At 71.3% G+C, this 16,952-nt stretch carries 15 protein-coding genes; 9 read left to right on the top strand and 6 right to left on the bottom strand.

Annotated elements, in window-relative coordinates:
• Nucleotides 1-88: 88 nt before the first annotated feature.
• From OG782_RS08220 to OG782_RS08200, 5 genes are all read right to left on the bottom strand, one after another.
• Nucleotides 89-808: a hypothetical protein gene (locus tag OG782_RS08220; RefSeq protein WP_406448820.1), complete on the bottom strand. Its 720-nt coding sequence runs from the start codon at nt 806-808 to the stop codon at nt 89-91.
• Complete coding sequence (locus tag OG782_RS08215) at nt 805-1,383, bottom strand: SigE family RNA polymerase sigma factor (protein WP_406448818.1); 579 nt, start codon at nt 1,381-1,383, stop codon at nt 805-807. Before OG782_RS08215 ends, OG782_RS08220 begins: the two co-directional genes overlap by 4 nt.
• A gap of 227 nt (nt 1,384-1,610) precedes the next feature.
• Nucleotides 1,611-3,056, bottom strand: coding sequence for a peptidoglycan D,D-transpeptidase FtsI family protein (locus OG782_RS08210; protein WP_406448816.1), 1,446 nt, complete (start codon nt 3,054-3,056; stop codon nt 1,611-1,613).
• A 122-nt stretch (nt 3,057-3,178) separates the two neighbouring features.
• Nucleotides 3,179-3,652, bottom strand: a complete 474-nt coding sequence (locus OG782_RS08205; protein ID WP_406448814.1) for a GNAT family N-acetyltransferase — start codon at nt 3,650-3,652, stop codon at nt 3,179-3,181.
• Nucleotides 3,653-3,654: 2 nt separating this feature from the next.
• Nucleotides 3,655-4,425 (bottom strand): IclR family transcriptional regulator, encoded by a 771-nt coding sequence (locus OG782_RS08200; protein ID WP_406448812.1) that lies wholly within the window; start codon nt 4,423-4,425, stop codon nt 3,655-3,657.
• 158 nt (nt 4,426-4,583) lie between these two features.
• Here OG782_RS08200 and OG782_RS08195 point away from each other — a divergent pair, with 158 nt between their 5' ends.
• The 8 genes from OG782_RS08195 (at nt 4,584) to OG782_RS08160 (ending at nt 15,189) form a co-directional block, all read left to right on the top strand.
• Nucleotides 4,584-6,104, top strand: coding sequence for an aldehyde dehydrogenase (NADP(+)) (locus OG782_RS08195; RefSeq protein ID WP_406448809.1), 1,521 nt, complete (start codon nt 4,584-4,586; stop codon nt 6,102-6,104).
• Complete coding sequence (locus OG782_RS08190) at nt 6,101-6,712, top strand: DUF1349 domain-containing protein (RefSeq protein WP_406448807.1); 612 nt, start codon at nt 6,101-6,103, stop codon at nt 6,710-6,712. The genes OG782_RS08195 and OG782_RS08190 overlap by 4 nt, the downstream gene beginning before the upstream one ends.
• Nucleotides 6,713-7,425: 713 nt before the next feature.
• Nucleotides 7,426-9,018 (top strand): ABC transporter substrate-binding protein, encoded by a 1,593-nt coding sequence (locus OG782_RS08185; protein ID WP_406448805.1) that lies wholly within the window; start codon nt 7,426-7,428, stop codon nt 9,016-9,018.
• Nucleotides 9,019-9,052: 34 nt separating this feature from the next.
• Nucleotides 9,053-9,616: a GNAT family N-acetyltransferase gene (locus OG782_RS08180; RefSeq protein WP_406448803.1), complete on the top strand. Its 564-nt coding sequence runs from the start codon at nt 9,053-9,055 to the stop codon at nt 9,614-9,616.
• A 145-nt stretch (nt 9,617-9,761) separates the two neighbouring features.
• On the top strand, nt 9,762-12,347 hold the full coding sequence (locus OG782_RS08175; RefSeq protein ID WP_406448801.1) for a Tox-REase-5 domain-containing protein: 2,586 nt from the start codon (nt 9,762-9,764) through the stop codon (nt 12,345-12,347).
• Between the two features lie 70 nt (nt 12,348-12,417).
• Nucleotides 12,418-13,137, top strand: a complete 720-nt coding sequence (locus OG782_RS08170; RefSeq protein WP_406448799.1) for a hypothetical protein — start codon at nt 12,418-12,420, stop codon at nt 13,135-13,137.
• 177 nt (nt 13,138-13,314) lie between these two features.
• Complete coding sequence (locus tag OG782_RS08165) at nt 13,315-14,034, top strand: DsbA family oxidoreductase (RefSeq protein ID WP_406448797.1); 720 nt, start codon at nt 13,315-13,317, stop codon at nt 14,032-14,034.
• 93 nt (nt 14,035-14,127) lie between these two features.
• Nucleotides 14,128-15,189 carry an aminotransferase class V-fold PLP-dependent enzyme gene (locus tag OG782_RS08160; protein ID WP_406448795.1) on the top strand — a complete coding sequence of 354 codons (1,062 nt, stop codon included), beginning with the start codon at nt 14,128-14,130 and terminating at the stop codon, nt 15,187-15,189.
• A gap of 19 nt (nt 15,190-15,208) precedes the next feature.
• On the opposite strand, the gene OG782_RS08155 is transcribed toward OG782_RS08160, so the two are convergent.
• Nucleotides 15,209-15,694, bottom strand: a complete 486-nt coding sequence (locus tag OG782_RS08155; protein WP_406448793.1) for a MarR family winged helix-turn-helix transcriptional regulator — start codon at nt 15,692-15,694, stop codon at nt 15,209-15,211.
• A gap of 169 nt (nt 15,695-15,863) precedes the next feature.
• Between OG782_RS08155 and OG782_RS08150 the strand changes: the two genes are divergently transcribed.
• Nucleotides 15,864-16,934: an alkene reductase gene (locus tag OG782_RS08150; RefSeq protein ID WP_406448791.1), complete on the top strand. Its 1,071-nt coding sequence runs from the start codon at nt 15,864-15,866 to the stop codon at nt 16,932-16,934.
• Nucleotides 16,935-16,952: the final 18 nt, after the last annotated feature.

Below are 16,952 nucleotides of genomic sequence, written 5' to 3'. Positions count from 1 at the left end.
GAAGGTGGGGGAGCGTTGCGCTCTTTGGTCGCCACCGCGGGGAACAAGGGTTGCCGGGTACCGCTGTCTTCTTTTCCCGGCCGGCCGCTCAGCGATCCGGGCCGAAGCGGTCGCCCACCGAGGCCCGTTCGCCGGAGGCGCGTACCGCGTGCGCGGTCACGTAGTCGCCCGTCGCGTCCCGGTCGCCCTCGGCGTGGTCGTACTGCCCGGCGAAGGTGTGCGTACCGGCCGGGACGGTCCGTCCCGCCTTCAGTGCCCACCGGTAGACGAGGTAGCCGCCGTCCTCGGTCGCCGACACCGTGAAGTCCCGCTCGGGCAGCGAGCGCCAGGAACCGGTGGTGTTCACCCCGCCGGTGAGCGCGATCCGCAGCTCCACGGTGAGCGAGGACAGCGGCTCCGTCGTCCTCAGCGTCACATTGCTCTGCGCCCAGTACGCGTTGCTGTGCGGGTCGACGACGCCGTCCGTCCACAGCGGCCCGTCCTCGGCGCGCAGTGCCCCGAGGGGCGCGGGCGGCGTCGCGGCCGCGGTGGGGGAGGACGTCACGGGGGCGGCCACCTGCTCCCCGTGCGACCCGTCCCCGCCGGTGGAGGTGACGGCGAACGCACCGACCGCCAGCACCCCGCAGACCGCCGCCGTCGCCCCCGCGACCCGCAGCCACGGCGTCACGGCGCGCGGCGGGCGTACGACCCGGGCCGGGGTGTTCCCCCCGTTCATCCCGCGCTCGACCCGGGCGAGCATCCGCTCCCGGTCGGGGCGGTGGGCCCCGGCGGCGTCCCGCAGCCGCCGGGGCAGTTCCTCGTCCTTCACTGACTTCCTCCGCTGCGCTGCGCCGCGACGGCCACCTGTACGTGCGCGGCGGGCGTACCGGGACCCAGCAGCCGCTGCAGTTCGGCGACGGCGCGCGAGGTCTGGCTCTTCACCGTACCCACGGAGATCCCGAGCACCAGCGAGGTGTCCCGCTCCGAGAGGTCGAAGGCGTGCCGCAGCACCACACAGGCGCGCTTGCGAAACGGCAGCCTGCGCAGCGCCCCCTGGACGTCGACCACCGCCGGCACATCGGGACCGTCCACCGCGTACCCGTCCCCGCCGCCGCGCGGCGCCCAGAACAGGGCGACCCGGCGGCGCTCGCGCACCGCGCTGCGGATCCGGGTCCTGGCCAGATTGGCGACCACCCCGCGCGCGTACGCCACCGGATGGTCGGCGTTCCTGACCCGGTCCCAGCGGTGCCAGAGCGCCAGCAGGGCATCGGCCGCCAGATCGTCGGCGGCATCGGCCTCACCGGTCAGCAGATGCGCCAGCCGGGCGAGTTCGGCGTAGTGGGCCTCGAAGAACTCATGGAACTCGGCGGCAGCGGCTTCGGCATCGTTGACGGGGTTGCCCACCGCTACCTCATCTCTGCGCTCGAAGTCCAAGTGCACGCGTTCGGGCTGTGTACGTTCCCGGCCGCCGCCCACGGCGAGCGGGCGGGGCGAGAGCGTACCAGCGCACCCCGGAAGCGCTTCGACACGGGTGCACCACCAGTAAGGCGTAACACGGCGAAAACCTGAAGAGCCCGGTACGCGGCGATCGGCCCGGCACCCCGGAACAGCGGGTGCCGGGCCGCATCGGGCTACCTCGCGAGGGCGGCCTTCATCATCTTCTGGGCGATCGGGGCCGCCAGGCCGTTCCCGCTGACCTCCGACGCCGCCGAACCCGAGTCCTCCACGATCACGGCGACCGCGACCTCCCGGTCGCCGGCCTTCGCGTACGAGGTGAACCAGGCGTACGGGGTGTTGCTGTTGCCCACGCCGTTCTCCGCGGTGCCGGTCTTGCCGCCCACCTCGGCGCCGTCGATCCGGGCGTTGGTGCCGGTGCCCTGCTCCACGACGGTCACCATCGCGCTGCGCAGCTGCTTCGCCGTGGACGAGGAAACGACGCGCTTCGTGTCGCCGTCCGCGAAGTCCTCCAGCGTGCCGCCCTCGGCGTCCGTCACCTTGGAGACCATGTGCGGCGCGGCCAGCTCGCCGTCGTTGGCGAGGGTGGCCGAGACCATCGCGATCTGCAGCGGGGTCGCGGTGACCTCGAACTGGCCGATGCCGGTCAGCGCCGTCTGCGCCTTGTCCATCCCGGTCGGGTACACGCTCTTCGAGGCCCGCACCGGCACGTCGAGCTTCTCGGTGTTGAAGCCGAACTTCTCCGCCATCGCCCGTACCTTGTCCTGGCCGAGATCGGCGGCGACCTTGCCGAAGACGTTGTTGCAGGAGTACTGGAGCGCCACCCGCAGCGTGGCGTTCTCGCAGGGGGCGGAGGCGCTCTCGTTCCTCAGGGGGGTGGTGGTGCCGGGCAGGGTGTACGGGACCGGGCTCTTCGTGGGCTCGTCGACCGAGCTGTACAGCCCGTTCTCCAGCGCGGCCGACGCCACCACCAGCTTGAACGTCGAACCGGGTGCGAGCGGCTGCCGCATCGCCCGGTTGATCAGCGGCTTGTCCGGGTCGTTCAGCAGCTTCTTCCAGGTGTCGCCGTCCGTCGTCCCGCTGATGGTGGACGGGTCGTAGGACGGGGAGGAGACCATCCCCAGGATCTGTCCGCTCCTCGGGTCGATCGCGACGGCGGCGCCCTTGTCGTCGCCGAGCGCGTCGTACGCCGCCTTCTGCACGTCCGGATCGATCGTCGTGATCACGCTGCCCGGCGCGTTCTGCTTGCCCGTCAGCGAGTCCAGCGGGTTCTTCAGCCGGTCGTCGGTGCCGTCCAGGACATGACTGTAGATCCCTTCCAGCTGGGTGGAGCCGTAGGCCTGCGAGCTGTAGCCGGTGACGGCCGCGTAGAGGTCGCCCTGCTCATAGGTCCGCTTGTACGCGAGGTCACTGCCCTCCGTCTTCTTCGATCCGGTGACCGGAGAGCCGGCCACGATGATGTCGCCGAGCGGCTGCGCGTACTGCGCGATCGTCTTCCGCCGGTTGTGGTCGTCGTCCGCGAGCGCCTTCGCCTGGTACGCCTGCACCCAGGTCGCCCGCCCCAGCAGGGCGAGGACCAGCAGCAGGGAGAAGACCCCCGCACGCCTGATCGTCTTGTTCATCCCGTACACCTGATCGTCTTTTTCATCCCGTACAAGGGACGTGCGGGGCGCGGCGGGCCGTTCCCGCTTGTGCCGCTTCTCACCCATTCCTCATGAAAGGACCCCGCCAGGTGTGCGCCGGTTCACCCGGGCAGGGTGAACAGCAGCTCGTCCGTCTCCTCGCCGCGCGCGTGCGCGTAGCCGTGGTCCTCGCCCGTCACGGTGAACCCGCACTTCTCCAGCACCCGCCGCGAACCCGTGTTGTCGGCCGCGGCACGCGCGTACAACGGGCGTTCCGGTACGACGTCGAGCAGCGCGCCCAGCGCGGCGGTGGCCAGCCCCCGGCCCCAGCGCGCCCGGTCGATCCAGTACGTGACCTCTCGCTCGCCCGCCGGCCCGTACACCCCGGCGCTTCCGGCCACCGCTCCGTCCGCGAGCACCGTGCGCATCACGACGGACGGGTCCGCGAGGATGCGCTGCCAGTGCGCGTCGAACGCCTGCCGGTCGCTGGGATCCTCACTGGTGAAGGCGGCCGCGCGGACCGACTCCGGGTCGGACATCCAGACGAAGAACAACGGCAGATCGGCGCCCCGTACCGGGCGCAGTGAGACGTTCATGGTCAGAGCCTCCGCGTGGCGAGAGCCAGCCGGTCGCGCGCGTCGAACAGCGCGTCCTTGACCGTCTGTTCGTGGGCCGGCGTGAGCCGGGCGACCGGCACCGAGCAGCTGATGGCGTCCCGGGCCGGGGTGCGGTACGGCACCGCGACACCGAAGCAGCGCAGCCCCAGGGTGTTCTCCTCGCGGTCCACCGCGTAGCCCTGCTCGCGGATCAGGTGCAGCTCCTCGATGAGCTTCTCCCGGTCGGTCAGGGTGTGCTCGGTCAGCGCGGGCAGCGTCTCGGGCAGCATCTTGCGGACCTGCTCGTCGCTGTGGGTGGCCAGCAGCGCCTTGCCGAGCGAGGTGGAGTGCGCGGGCAGCCGGCGGCCGACGCGGGTGAAGGGGCGCAGATAGTGCTGGGACTGGCGGGTGGCGAGGTACACCACGTTCGTCCCGTCGAGGCGGGCGAGGTGGATGGTCTCCGTGGTGTCGTCGGAGAGCCGGTCCAGGGTCGGACGGGCGGCCGCGACCACCTCGTCGCCGTCGATGTACGAGGTGCCGACCAGCAGCGCCCGTACGCCGATCCCGTACCGCGTCCCCGTCGCGTCCGTCTCCACCCAGCCCAGCTCGACCAGGGTGCGGAGCAGCATGTAGAGGCTGGACTTGGGATATCCGACGGCCTCCTGCACCGCGGCGAGCGAGTGCATGCCCGGCCGTCCGGCGAAGTACTCCAGCAGCTCCACCGTCCGAACGGCGGACTTGACCTGTGCCCCACCAGACTCGGCAACCGACATCGCGCTACGCCCCTTCCAGCCCACTTACGAAACCCTGCGACTTCTTGCCAACACCGAACGCCCGGAAATAGAGTCGCTTCATATTCACGATCAGGAACTCTGTTCAGAATACCGAACAACTTCTTCTGATGTGTGGCAGTGGAGCGGAAGGAAAAACGGTGGCAGCAGCACCAGTCTGGAGCGTCGACCCCCGCACCGGGAACCCGCGCGAGCAGGTTGCGGTGGAGGCTACAGCGGAGGAGGTCGACCGTGCGGTCCGGGCCGCCCACGCCGTACGGCACTCGCTCGCCGACCGCACGGTGCGCGCCGCTTTCCTGCGCACCGCGGCCGAACTCCTCGTCGAGGCCGGTGAGCACGTCATCGAGGCCGCGGACGCCGAGACCGCCCTCGGCCCGGCCCGCCTCACCGGTGAACTCGCCCGCACCGCAGCCCAGTTGAGGGCCTTCGCGGAGGTCGTCGACGAAGGTGCGTACCTCGACATCCACATCGACCACGAGGACGCCACCCGCACCCCGCCATGGCCCGACCTGCGCCGTTACAAGATCCCGCTCGGCGTCGTCGCCGTCTACGCGGCCAGCAACTTCCCGCTCGCCTTCTCCGTCCCCGGCGGCGACACCGCCAGCGCCCTCGCGGCCGGCTGCCCGGTCGTCGTCAAGGCGCACCCCGACCACCCCGCCACCTCCGAACTGTGCGCCGCCGTGCTGCGCCGGGCCGCGGTGCGCAGCGGGCTGCCCGAGGACGTCGTCACCGTCGTGCACGGCTTCGGGGCGGGTGTCGAACTGGTCAGGCACCCGCTCATCGGCGCCGCCGGTTTCACCGGATCGGTCCGCGGCGGACGTGCCCTCTTCGACGCGGCGGCCGCACGGCCGGTCCCCATCCCCTTCCACGGCGAGCTCGGCTCCCTCAACCCCGTCGTCGTCACCGAGGCGGCCGCCGCCGAGCGCGGCGAACAGATCGGTGCCGGGCTCGCGGGCTCGATGACCATGGGCGCGGGCCAGTTCTGCACCAAGCCCGGGTTCGTCCTCGCCCCGGCCGGCGAGAGCGGCGACCGGCTGCTGAAGTCCCTGACCGACGCGGTCAGCGACACCGAGGCCGGAATCCTGCTCGACCACCGGATGCGCGACGCCTTCCTCGCCGGAGTGGGCGAGCGGGCCGCACTCCCGCAGGTGGAGGCCCCGGTCACCCCCGGCGCCGGGGGTGAACACACCGTCGCGGCCGGCTTCCTGACCGTACCGGCGCACCTGCTCACCACCGAGGGCCCGCACGACGCGCTCCTGGAGGAGTGCTTCGGCCCGGTCACCGTCGTCGCCCGCTACACCTCCGACGACGAGATCACCGCGGTCCTGTCCCGGCTGCCCGGAAACCTCACCGCCACCCTCCAGATCGCCACCGAGGAAGCCGACGGCAGCGCCGCCGGACTCCTCGCCGCGCTCACCCCGCTGGCCGGACGCGTCCTGGTCAACGGCTGGCCGACCGGCGTCGCCGTCGCCCCCGCCCAGCACCACGGCGGCCCCTACCCGGCCACCACCTCCACCTCCACCTCGGTCGGCGCCACCGCGATCGAACGCTGGCTGCGCCCGGTCAGCTACCAGACGGTCCCCGAGGCGCTGCTCCCGCCGGAGCTGCGCGAGGACAACCCCCTGAACCTGCCCCGACGAGTGGACGGCCGCCGCGCATGACCCTGCGACTCCCCGAACTCCCCTTTGACCTGCGTCCGTTCGGCCCCGAGGGTGAGTGGGCGTACGAGAACGGCGTACTGACCGGCCGGGCGGGCGCCCGCCAGGACCGCTTCGTACCGCCGGGCGGCGAAGCCCTGGACACCGCGAGCGACGCGCCCCGGCTGCTGGGCACCGCCCCGGCGGGCGACTTCCAGCTGCTCGCCCGGGTGAAGGCCGGCTTCGCCGCCGCCTTCGACGCGGGCGTCCTCTACCTCCACGTCGGGGAGCGGGAGTGGGCCAAGATCTGCCTGGAGCTCTCCCCGGACCGCCCCACCGTCTGTACCGTCGTCACCCGCGGCCACTCCGACGACGTCAACTCCTTCGTCGTGGACGGTGACACCTACTGGCTGCGCCTGAGCCGTACCGGCAACGCCTTCGCCTGCCACGCCTCGCCCGACGGTGAGAAGTGGACCTTCGTCCGCGTCTTCGCCCTCGGCGAGCCGGAGCGGGCGGCCGAGGCATCGATCGGCTTCCTGGCCCAGTCACCGACCGGTGAGGGCTGCGGGGTGACGTTCGACCGGATCGCGTTCCGCGCGACCGGGCTCGTCGACCTGCGCGACGGCAGCTGAACGATGAGGCGGCCCCGGAGGTCAGCGATGAGGCGGCCCCGGCGGCCAGCTGGGGCCTCTCGTGCGCAGCACCCCGGCGTTCCGGGAATGGCGCCTATCCGTACCCACCACACGCTATATATGCGTCTGTGCCGGCATGAGGGCATCCAAGGCCCGCCGGCGGCCGTCGGGGGCGTGCGCGGGCCGTGGATGATCGACGATTTTCGGCCTCGGCGGTGCGGTGAGGGAACGGGACGGCCGTCCGGAGCCCGGTGGGGAGCCACGGATTCCGCGGCGCGGTCCGCGCTGATGCCGTGCGGCCCTTGTACCGCCCGCTCAGGGGCCTGTCCGGCGGCCGGCCGGGCGGCGGCGGCGGCCGGGCCGGACGGCTCGAGAACCATGATCCGATACCAGGCATACCCGGCCAACAGCACCGGCGATTTTTGGCGCACGATGTGCCATCGCGCAAAGCGGCGGGCAACTAGATTGTTCGCGGCATCACGAGACCGACCATCACCTGCCCTCTTTCGTTCACCGGCAGGGAATTTGGCAGCCAGTCAACGCGCGTGGACTTTCCTGGTGAACGCCGGGACCAGGCAGGCTGCCGGTCAGCACCACCGCGCTCGGCCGGGCTGACAGTGCTGGGCGGTCGCGGCGTTCGCAGTACTTCCTGACCCGATCCGGCTGCCGGGGATACCCCCCATGGAGCCGGCCGAGAGTATGAGGCACGTTCTGTGAAGGTTCGTAAGAGGTGGTCGAGCACCCTGGTCGCAGGGGGATTAACAGGGGTGCTCCTGACAGGTTGCGGCTCCCAGGGTGGGATCTGGCCATTCGACGAGTACAAGGGGAAAATGGTCGTCGGGATGTCCGACGGCATCCTCGCGACGGATCCGGCCTCGGGGTACGACCCGGGGTCCTGGCTGCTGTTCAACAACGTCTTCCAGTCCTTGATGAGCTTTCCGCCCGGGAGTTCCACCCCGGTGCCGGAGGCCGCCCAGGAGTGTCACTTCTCGGACGGCAGCAGGACCTACACGTGCACCCTTCGTGACGGGCTGAAGTTCAGCAACGGCAACAGCCTCACCTCGGCGGACGTCAAGTACTCCTTCGACCGGGCGATCCGGATCAACGACCCGGCGGGCCCGGCGCCGTTGCTCTCCACGATCTCCTCGATCCGCACCCCGAGCGAGGAGACCGTCGTCTTCAACCTCAAGGTGCCCGACGCGATATTTCCCAGCAAGATCGCATCCGGTGCCGGTTCCATCGTGGACAGTCACGTCTATCCCAAGGACAGGCTGCTCGACGGCGGCGAAACGGTGGGCTCCGGCCCCTACCGGCTGGACTCCATCAGCAAGTCGAAGGCCGACTTCTCGGTCTACTCCGGCTACCACGGAACCGCCGAGGTGAAGAACGCCGGCGTGACGCTGCGACTCTTCCAGGGCGACCAGCAGGCCCTCCAGTCCTCCCTGAAGAAGGGCGAGGTCGACATCGCCTACCGTGGCCTCACCGCCAAGGCGATAGCCGCCCTGGACACCTCGCCCACCGCGGGCAAGGAGGGCATCGAGGTCGTCACGGGCAGCAGCGCAGAGGTCCAGCACATGGTCTTCAACATGGACGACCCGGTGGTCGGCAAGATCGGTGTGCGCAAGGCCATCGCCTACCTCCTCGACCGCAACTCCCTGCTGAGCGAGGTCTACGAGTCCACGGCGACGCCGCTCTACTCGATCGTCCCGGCCGGCATCACCGGCCACAGCACCGCCTTCTTCGACACGTACGGCGACGGCCCACAGCTGCAGAAGGCGAAGGACGCCCTGAAGGATTCGGGTGTCACCGACAAGGTGAAACTCACCCTCTGGTCCACCCCGAGCCGTTACGGACCCTCCACCGATGACGAACTGCGGACCATCGCCAAGCAGTTGAACAAGAGCGGACTGTTCGACGCCCGGATGGAGACCGTCCCGTTCGACCAGTACGAGAAGGACATCGCCGAAGGCGTGTACGGCGTCTACGTCAAGGGCTGGGTGCCGGACTATCCCGACCCCGACAACTTCACCCAGCCGTTCTTCGGCAAGGACAACGTCCTGTCGAACAACTACAAGAACAGCGCGATCATCGACCGGATCATCCCGCAGACCTCGTCCATGACCGACCGCGCGAGCACCCGGCAGAAGTTCATCGAGCTGCAGGACATCGTGGCGCGTGAGGTGCCGCTCCTGCCGCTCTGGCAGGGCAAGCAGTACGCGGTGGCCCACGAGAACGTCCGGGGCCTTCAGAACTGCCTGGACACATCGACCGTCTTCCGGTTCTGGGAACTCACCACCGCGCCATAGAACCGGCCGGCACATGGGGAGCGGGAGAAGGCGCGTGCCCGGCCTCCTCGTTCAGCAGGGTGACGCCCGCGGCAACCGCCGGGTGGGCGCGGGCGTCACCATCACCATGATCCGAACTGCGAAGCCCGCCGATCTCGACGCCATAGTCCGCCTGCACACCGAGGCACGCGCCACCTACTACCGCGGCCACCTGGCCGAGGAGGAGTACGCGGGTGCGGAGGAGGTCGGCCGCAGCCGGGACGGCTGGGCGCGCGCCATCGGCCGGGACGACGCCACCGTGCTCTGCGCCGAACCGGACGGGACCCTCGCGGGCATCGCCGCCTACGCACTGCGCGACGGCATGATGCACCTCACCCAGCTCCATGTGTCACCGGCCCACTGGCGCAAGGGAGTCGGGAGCGCCCTGCACACCGAGTGCGTGGCCGCCTGGCAGCGGGACGGGGTGGCGCAGGCCCGGCTGGAGGTGTTCGTCCACAACACCCGCGCCCAGGCCTTCTACGCCGCCCACGGCTGGACCCCCGATCCCCTGCACCCCCGGGCGGGCACGCACGTGGTGCTGTGTCTCGCGGTGCCGGACGCCGGACTGCCGCCGCGATGAGCAGGTCCCGCTCGTGGCGCCCCTCGTAGGCCCAGTGACGCTGGGGCCCGGGTTGGGTCCTGGGGCCCATGACGGCGGCGCTCCTGTTCCCTAGCCTGAGAAGCCGTCATCCTGCCTCGGGGCAGTGCGGTGGGGGGAGCGAGACATGTCTGTGACTGGTGGCATACCCGCGTACGGGGGCGCCGGACCGGCGCCCGGAGCAGGACGGCGGGAACTGCCGCGCGCCATGGGCGCGGCCCGGATGCTGCTCCATGTCCTCCTAGGCGCCACCCTGCTGGGCGGTGCGGGCCTGTTCGGCTCCGCGCTCTCCGCCGACGCGATGGACGCCGGCACGCTCGGGCTCCTGCTGTACGGTGCCCTTCCCGGCGTCGTGGGCTGGGTGCTCTCGCGCCGCACGTGGACCGGCGGCACGCGCGTGTGGGGCGGACTGGTCGCCGTACAGGTGTGGCTGATCCTGGGCGGCGTCGCCAATGCCGCCGACGGATCGCTCCGCGGCTTCACGCAGGTGTTCCTGCCGGTCGTGACCCTGTGGTTCCTGACCCGGGCGGAGAGCCGTGCGTGGTTCCGGCTGGCGGCCGGGGAGCGTGAGGACAAGCCGGAGTTCTCGTTCGCCCACATGATCACCTGGCGCCGCGACCGGGGGCAGTCGGCCCTGGAGTACGTGGGGCTCGTCATGGTCGTCGCGGCCATCGTCGTGGCCCTGCTGCTGAGCGGCATGGGCGGCCGGATGGCGGACCGGTTCCAGGAGGCGGTCTGCTCCGTCACGGGCACGTCCTGCCCGGCCAAGGGCGGCGGCAGTGACACGGTGAACGCCGGTGACACCGCGGGCGGCACGGACACGGGCGGGGCCGACGAGGGCGCCACGGTCGTCGGCGGTGCGGACGGTGGCGCCGCGGACACCGGTGGCGGGCACGCCGGTACGGGCGGGTCATCCGGCACCGGTGGTGCCGACGGTGGCAGCGGCGGTGCGAACGGTGGCAGCGGCGGTGCGAACGGCGCGGCCGGTGGCACCGCCGACGGCGGGACCACCGCCGGCACCGGCGGCGCGGACTCCACGGGCGGTGCCACCGCCGGCACCGGCGGCGCGGACTCCACGGGCGGTGCCACGGCCGGGACGGGTGGCGCGGACTCCACGGGCGGGACCATCGCCGGGACGGGTGGCGGCGACTCCACGGGAGGTGGCGAGTCCACCGGCGGCGACTCCACCGGCGGGACGGCCGGCCCCGACGGGCCCGGCAGCGACACCTACCCCGAGACCGCAGACGAACCCGAGGCCGAGTACGACGACATCAACGCGTCCGGCGAGGACGAGGACGGCGGCGACGGCGAGGACAAGCAGGAGGACTGCAGCGGCTGGGGCTTCTTCGGCTGCGCCTGGGACCGCACCACCCAGGTCGTCAAGGGCGTCGCCGTGGACGGTGTCTGGGGCGATGTGACCGGGGTCATCGACCTCTTCAAGCCCTCGACGTGGTCCGGCATCGCCGACTACGGCAAGCAGCTCGGCAGCCAGTGGGTCGATGACTCCAAGGACGCCGGCGACAAGTGGAGCAAGGGCGACTACCTCGGCGCGATCGGTGACTGGGGCAAGGCGTCCGTCAACACCGTGGTGAAGGTCGGCGACGACATGTTCGTCGGCGACGACGTGCGCGAGCGGTGGAACAACGGCGAGAAGACCCGGGCCGTCACCGACGTGGCGTGGAACATCGGCTCCCTCTTCATCCCCGGTTACGACGTGGCCAAGGTCGTCGGCAAGACCAGCAGGCTCGGCAAGATCGGGAAGATCGCCTCCGACGTCGCGGAAGCCGCCGAGGACGCGGGCCAGGCGTCACGCAGAGCGCGCAAGGCGGCCGAGGCCGGGGACGTCGACGGCGCCCGCAAGGCGGCGAAGGAGGCCGACGACGCGGCGGACAAGGCCGAGGACACGGCCCGCAAGACCGGCTGCACCATCGCGTCCGGACCCCTGACGCGCTACGGAGGAGCAGGGGTCGCCGGGTCCGGTACCGGAGTGCTCGCGGCCGGTCCGCCCGGCCATGTGATCCTCGCCGACGACGGCTGCGACAAGGCGGCCGAGGCCAAGGCCAAGGAGGCCCGCGACCAGGAGCGCGCCGCCTGGACGGACAAGAAGCGTGCCGAGGAGAAGGACCGCGCCGCCAAGGCGCTCGCGAACAAGAAGCCGTGGCCGGAAGCCAAGCGCAACGACACCTCCGACCCGCGCAACTACAACTCGCCGGACTGGGCCAAGGACCTGAAGGACCCGGAGCTCGGCTCCGCCGACGCCGGCGACGGATTCTGGGGGAGCCGCGACCGCAACCCCAAGCCCAACTGGAAGAACGAGTCCTGGCTCCGCTACCAGGAACAGGTCACGGGCACCAACCGCGGCAAGGAGTACATCGTCGCCAACCCCAAGGAGGGCAAGCCTCCGGTGGAGTACGACGGATGGGACTCCGGCCGGCAGACGTTCCTGGAGGCCAAGAACGGCTACAAGAGCTATCTGTCGAAGGAGACCCCCGGGACGCTCACCAAGTCGGGCCGGGACAAGTTCATCAAGGAGGCGACGGAACAGGTCAGCGCCTCCGGCGGCCGCGCGGTCGAATGGCACTTCTCCGACCCGGACGTGGCCAGGGCGGCCCGTAAGGCGTTCCGTGACGAGGGCCTTCCGATCAAGGTCGTCTACACCAAGCAGAACCCGGCCACGAGCACCAGGAAGCCGGAGGCCTTCGACAGCCCTTAGCCTGGACCGCGTGCCGCTCCGCACGCGCTGCGGGCGGGACCTATGACGGCTCACAAGGTGGAGGCGGGACATGCGACGTGTGGTGCGGGGCTTCTGGGGGCCCAGGCGTGAGTCACCCCCGGAGCTCGCGGGGCGCTGGAAGACGATGCTGGACGCGCTTGCCGTACTGCTCCCGGCGGCGGGCCAGGCCCCGGCGGGCCAGGCGTGGACCTGGAGCCAGGTCCACGCCTCCGGCCGCCCCACGCAACTGCGGCCCGGGGAAGAGGAACTGCGCGCCGCGCTCCAGGCGGACCACGATTCCCCGCAGACCTCGGACGGCGCGGGACTCCACCTGGTCAGCAAGGGTGAGCCCGGCTGGGAGATCGACATCTCCGGACGCGGCGGCGGCGAATCGGAGTACGCGACCCAGGCCGTCGTGCTGACCGTCCGCTCCCCGGACGACGCGGAGGTCCCCGAAGCCGCGCTCCTCGCGCTGATCGCGGACACCTGGCAGCCGGACATCGGCGATGTCACCGACGACGACCTGCTCGACGCCCTGGAGGACGACGCCGGCTACGACTACACGCAGTCCCAGCTGTGCGTCGGCCGGCTCGGCTACCTCTCCCCGGGGCGTGCGCTGCTGGCCCCCGACGGGGTGGGCACGGCCCGCGAGGAGCTGAGCGGGGCGGGCGTACTCCTCGACATCGCACCGCCCGGGGAGACCGGCGCGGTCGTCGACGCCTATGTGAAGCTGCGCGAGGCCGGTGCGCTGGAGCCCCTGCCGCGTCCGATGACCCGGGCCGTCCTTTAGGGCCTCTCGTTCGGATCACGCCAGGGCCTCCCGTTTGGATCATGCCGGGCCCGGGAGCGCTACGGGGCCCGGGAATGCGGCGGGGTGCGGGAATGCGGCGGGGTGCGGGCGCGTTCGACGTGAGGTGCGCGGGGGTCCGCTCGCACGCCACCCGAGAGCCTGGAGAGAAGAAGAGTCATGCGCGTCGAGATCTGGAGCGACATCGCCTGCCCCTGGTGTTACGTGGGCAAGGCCCGCTTCGAGAAGGGCCTGGCAGGCTTCGCCCACCGCGACGAGGTCGAGGTGGTGCACCGCTCCTTCGAGCTCGACCCGGGGCGAGCCAAGGGCGACACCGCTCAGGTCATCGACATGCTGGCGCAGAAGTACGGGCGCACCCGCGAGGAAGCGCAGTCCATGGAGGCGAACGTCGCGGCCAACGCGCAGGCCGAAGGCCTCGGCTACCGCGCCGAGGGCCGCGACCACGGCAGCACCTTCGACATCCACCGGATGCTCCACCTGGCCAAGGCCCGCGGCCGTCAGGACGAGCTGCTGAGCCTGGCCTACCGGGCGAACTTCGCCGAGGAGCGTTCCGTCTTCGACGACGAGGTCCTGGTCGAGCTGGCCGTCGAGGCCGGTCTCGACGCCGACGAGGCGCGCGCGGTGCTCGCCGACCCGCAGGCGTACGCGGCCGACGTGCGGGCCGATGAGCAGGAGGCGTCCGAACTGGGCGCCAACGCGGTGCCGTTCTTCGTGCTCGACCGGCGCTACGGGATCTCCGGCGGCCAGCCCGCCGAGGTCTTCGCCCAGGCGCTGGAGCAGGCGTGGAAGGACCGCCCGCTGACCGCGATCGGCGGGGACGCGGCGGCCTGCGACGCCGACGGGGCGTGCGAGGTTCCGCAGACCGGCAGCAACGGCTGACCCCTCGGCCACCTGCGTTTATAAGCGTTGCTTGGGTAGCCCCCTTAACTCTTGGTAATTGACTATGAGTTAAGGGGGCTACAGGCTGGGCGCATGATGATCTCTTCGCTCAGCCGTGCGGTGGCCGCCGAGTTCGCGCCGGAGACCGCCTACCTCAACACCTCCAGCTGCGGGCTGCTGCCCCGCCGTACCGTCGACGCCGTGAGGGCGCTCGTCGAGTCGAACGCCACGGGCCGCAGGGCTGATGCGGGTGATTTCGGGGCGGTCGGCCGGGCCAGGGACGGTTTCGCGCGGCTCGCCGGTGTCGACGCCGGCCGGGTCGCTGTCGGAAGCTCCGTCACCGTCCATGTGGGCCTGATCGCCGGTTCGCTGCCTGCGGGCGCCGAAGTCCTCGCTCCCGAAGGGGAGTTCAGCTCGGTCACCAGTCCGTTCGCCGTTCGCGGCGACCTCAGGATGCGGTACGTCCCCCTGGCCGAGCTGGCCGGCGCGGTGCGCCCCGGGACCGCGCTCGTCGCTTTCTCCTCCGTGCAGTCCGCCGACGGCCGGATCGCCGATCTGGAGGCGGTGCGGGCCGCGGCCGCCGCCCACGGCGCCCGTACGCTGCTGGACGCCACCCAGTCCGCCGGCTGGCTGCCGCTGGACGCGGGGGCGTACGACTACACGGTCGCCGGCGGATACAAGTTCATGCTCTGCCCCCGGGGTACGTCGTTCCTCACGGTCACCGAGGATGCGCAGCGGTCGCTGCCGCCGGCCTTCGCGGGCTGGGTCGCCGCCGAGGACCCGTGGAACAACCTGTACGAACCGGTCCGGCGTCTCGCCGCCGACGCCCGCCGCTACGACGAGCCGCCCGCGTTCCTCTCGTACCACGGGGCCGAGCACTCCCTCGCGCTGCTGAACGAGATCGGCGTCGACACCCTCCGGGCGCACGCCACCGGTCTCGCGGCCCGCTTCCGGACCGGGCTGGCCGGGCTGGGGCACGAGGCGGTGCCCGGGGACACGGCCGTGGTCGCGGCGCCCGGACTCGGTGACCGGGCGCCGGACCTGGAACGGGCGGGGGTGATGGTCTCCGACCGGGCCGGCAATCTGCGGGCCGCCTTCCACCTCTACAACACCGAGGCCGATGTGGACCGCGCGCTGGACGTGCTCTCCGGCTGAGGGCGGCCGCCCTGCGCAGTCAGCGGTTCTCCGGGCAGTCCGCCGTCTCCCGGCAGAGGTTCTCCTCTACCCGGGCCAGCAGCCTGGCCAGCTCCTTGCGCTCACCCGTGTCGAGCCCGGCCAGGGTGTGCTCCTCCAGGTTCGTCCAGGCCCGCTCCACATCGGAGAGCAGGGCGCAGCTGTTGTCGGTGGCCTCGACCAGGACGGCCCGGCGGTCGGCCGGGTCGGGGCTGCGGCGCACGTGTCCGGACTGCTCCAGACGCTGGAGCATCTTGGTCACGGTGGACGGATCGAGGTCGACGGCCTTGATCACCTCCGACTGGCGCACCGCGCCCGAGTCCCAGAGGTACATCATCAGGAACTCCTGGCCGGGGTAGAGGCCCGCGCCCTTGAGCAGCTTGCCCGCCGCGATCCGGTGGAGCCGCGCGACCCGCGAGACGGCATGGCTGACCGGGCCGCCCCGGGCAGCGCTGGGCAGCTCGTCACAGGCGGGGTCGGACGTCATCGGGACTCCTCGGGGTGTGCGCGGACCGGCTCTGCTGCCGGGGGAAGCGGGTTTCTGCCGACTTTACCTTGGTCGGCCAATTAAATGCGCTACAGTGACGGATGTCGCAGATGCTTGGCCGACCACATATTTATGCTTGGCCGACCACATATCTCTTTGGGGGCACACCATGACCACCGCATTCGACCCGTTCGACCTGGCCGGTACACAGCTCGCCAACCGCATCGCCCTGGCGCCGATGACCCGTAACAGGGCGGGCGGGAACGGCATACCGACGGAGCTGACCGCCGAGTACTACGCCCAGCGCGCCTCGGCCGGGCTCGTCATCACCGAGGGCGTCCAGCCGTCGGCCGTGGGCCAGGGCTACCCCCGCACTCCGGGTCTGCACAGCGAGGAGCAGACCACCGCCTGGCGCAAGGTCACCGATGCCGTGCACGACAAGGGCGGCAGGATCTTCGCCCAGCTCCTGCACAGCGGCCGCATCGGCCACCCGGTCCTGCTGCCCGGCGGGCTCGTCCCCGTCGGCCCCTCCGCGATCGCGGCCACCGGGCAGGTCTTCACCGACGAGGGCGCGAAGGACTTCGTCACCCCGCACGAACTGACGGACGCCGAGGTCCGGGCCACCGTCGCCGACTTCGCGGCCGCCGCGCGCAACGCGGTGGACGCCGGCTTCGACGGAGTGGAGCTGCACGGCGCCAACGGCTACCTGATCCACCAGTTCCTGGCGCCCAACTCCAACCGGCGCACCGACGCGTGGGGCGGATCCGACGAGGACCGGATCCGGTTCGCCGTCGAGACCGTGCGCGCCGTCGCCGCCGAGATCGGAGCCGCGCGCACCGCGATCCGCCTCTCGCCCGGAAACCCGTACAACGACATCGACGAGCCCGCCCCGCAGGCCACGTACAGCGCCCTGGTGCAGGCCGTCGAGCCGCTCGGGCTCGCCTATCTGCACCTCGTCGAGAGCACCGCCGACGACCGTACGCTCACGGAGACGCTGCGCAAGCAGTTCAACGGCACGCTCGTCCTGAACCCGGCGACCGAGGGCCCGACCGGGCCCGAGGCGCTGGCCCTGGTCGAGGAGGGCGTCGCGGACGTCGTCGCGTACGGGGCGCTCTTCCTGGCCAACCCGGATCTCCCGGAGCGGCTCCGGGCGGGCGGCCCCTACAACACCCCGGACCGCGCCACCTTCTACGGGGGCGACCACCGCGGCTACACGGACTACCCGGTGCTGGGGGAGTGACACCCGGCGGCGCGGCCC

Origin of the sequence: Streptomyces sp. NBC_00876, from assembly GCF_045207435.1 — a bacterium.
In the GTDB taxonomy this organism is placed as follows: Bacteria; Actinomycetota; Actinomycetes; order Streptomycetales; family Streptomycetaceae; genus Streptomyces.
The sequence above is the reverse complement of the archived record's forward strand: the minus strand, read 5'-3'. Positions and strand labels throughout refer to the sequence as shown.

Coding starts and splice junctions, on each gene's coding strand:
- OG782_RS08210 (WP_406448816.1), bottom strand. CDS start 3,056: ATGAACAAGACGATCAGGCGTGCGGGGGTCTTCTCCCTGCTGCTGGTC.
- OG782_RS08205 (WP_406448814.1), bottom strand. CDS start 3,652: ATGAACGTCTCACTGCGCCCGGTACGGGGCGCCGATCTGCCGTTGTTC.
- OG782_RS08200 (WP_406448812.1), bottom strand. CDS start 4,425: ATGTCGGTTGCCGAGTCTGGTGGGGCACAGGTCAAGTCCGCCGTTCGG.
- OG782_RS08190 (WP_406448807.1), top strand. CDS start 6,101: ATGACCCTGCGACTCCCCGAACTCCCCTTTGACCTGCGTCCGTTCGGC.
- OG782_RS08175 (WP_406448801.1), top strand. CDS start 9,762: ATGTCTGTGACTGGTGGCATACCCGCGTACGGGGGCGCCGGACCGGCG.
- OG782_RS08170 (WP_406448799.1), top strand. CDS start 12,418: ATGCGACGTGTGGTGCGGGGCTTCTGGGGGCCCAGGCGTGAGTCACCC.
- OG782_RS08165 (WP_406448797.1), top strand. CDS start 13,315: ATGCGCGTCGAGATCTGGAGCGACATCGCCTGCCCCTGGTGTTACGTG.
- OG782_RS08160 (WP_406448795.1), top strand. CDS start 14,128: ATGATGATCTCTTCGCTCAGCCGTGCGGTGGCCGCCGAGTTCGCGCCG.
- OG782_RS08155 (WP_406448793.1), bottom strand. CDS start 15,694: ATGACGTCCGACCCCGCCTGTGACGAGCTGCCCAGCGCTGCCCGGGGC.
- OG782_RS08150 (WP_406448791.1), top strand. CDS start 15,864: ATGACCACCGCATTCGACCCGTTCGACCTGGCCGGTACACAGCTCGCC.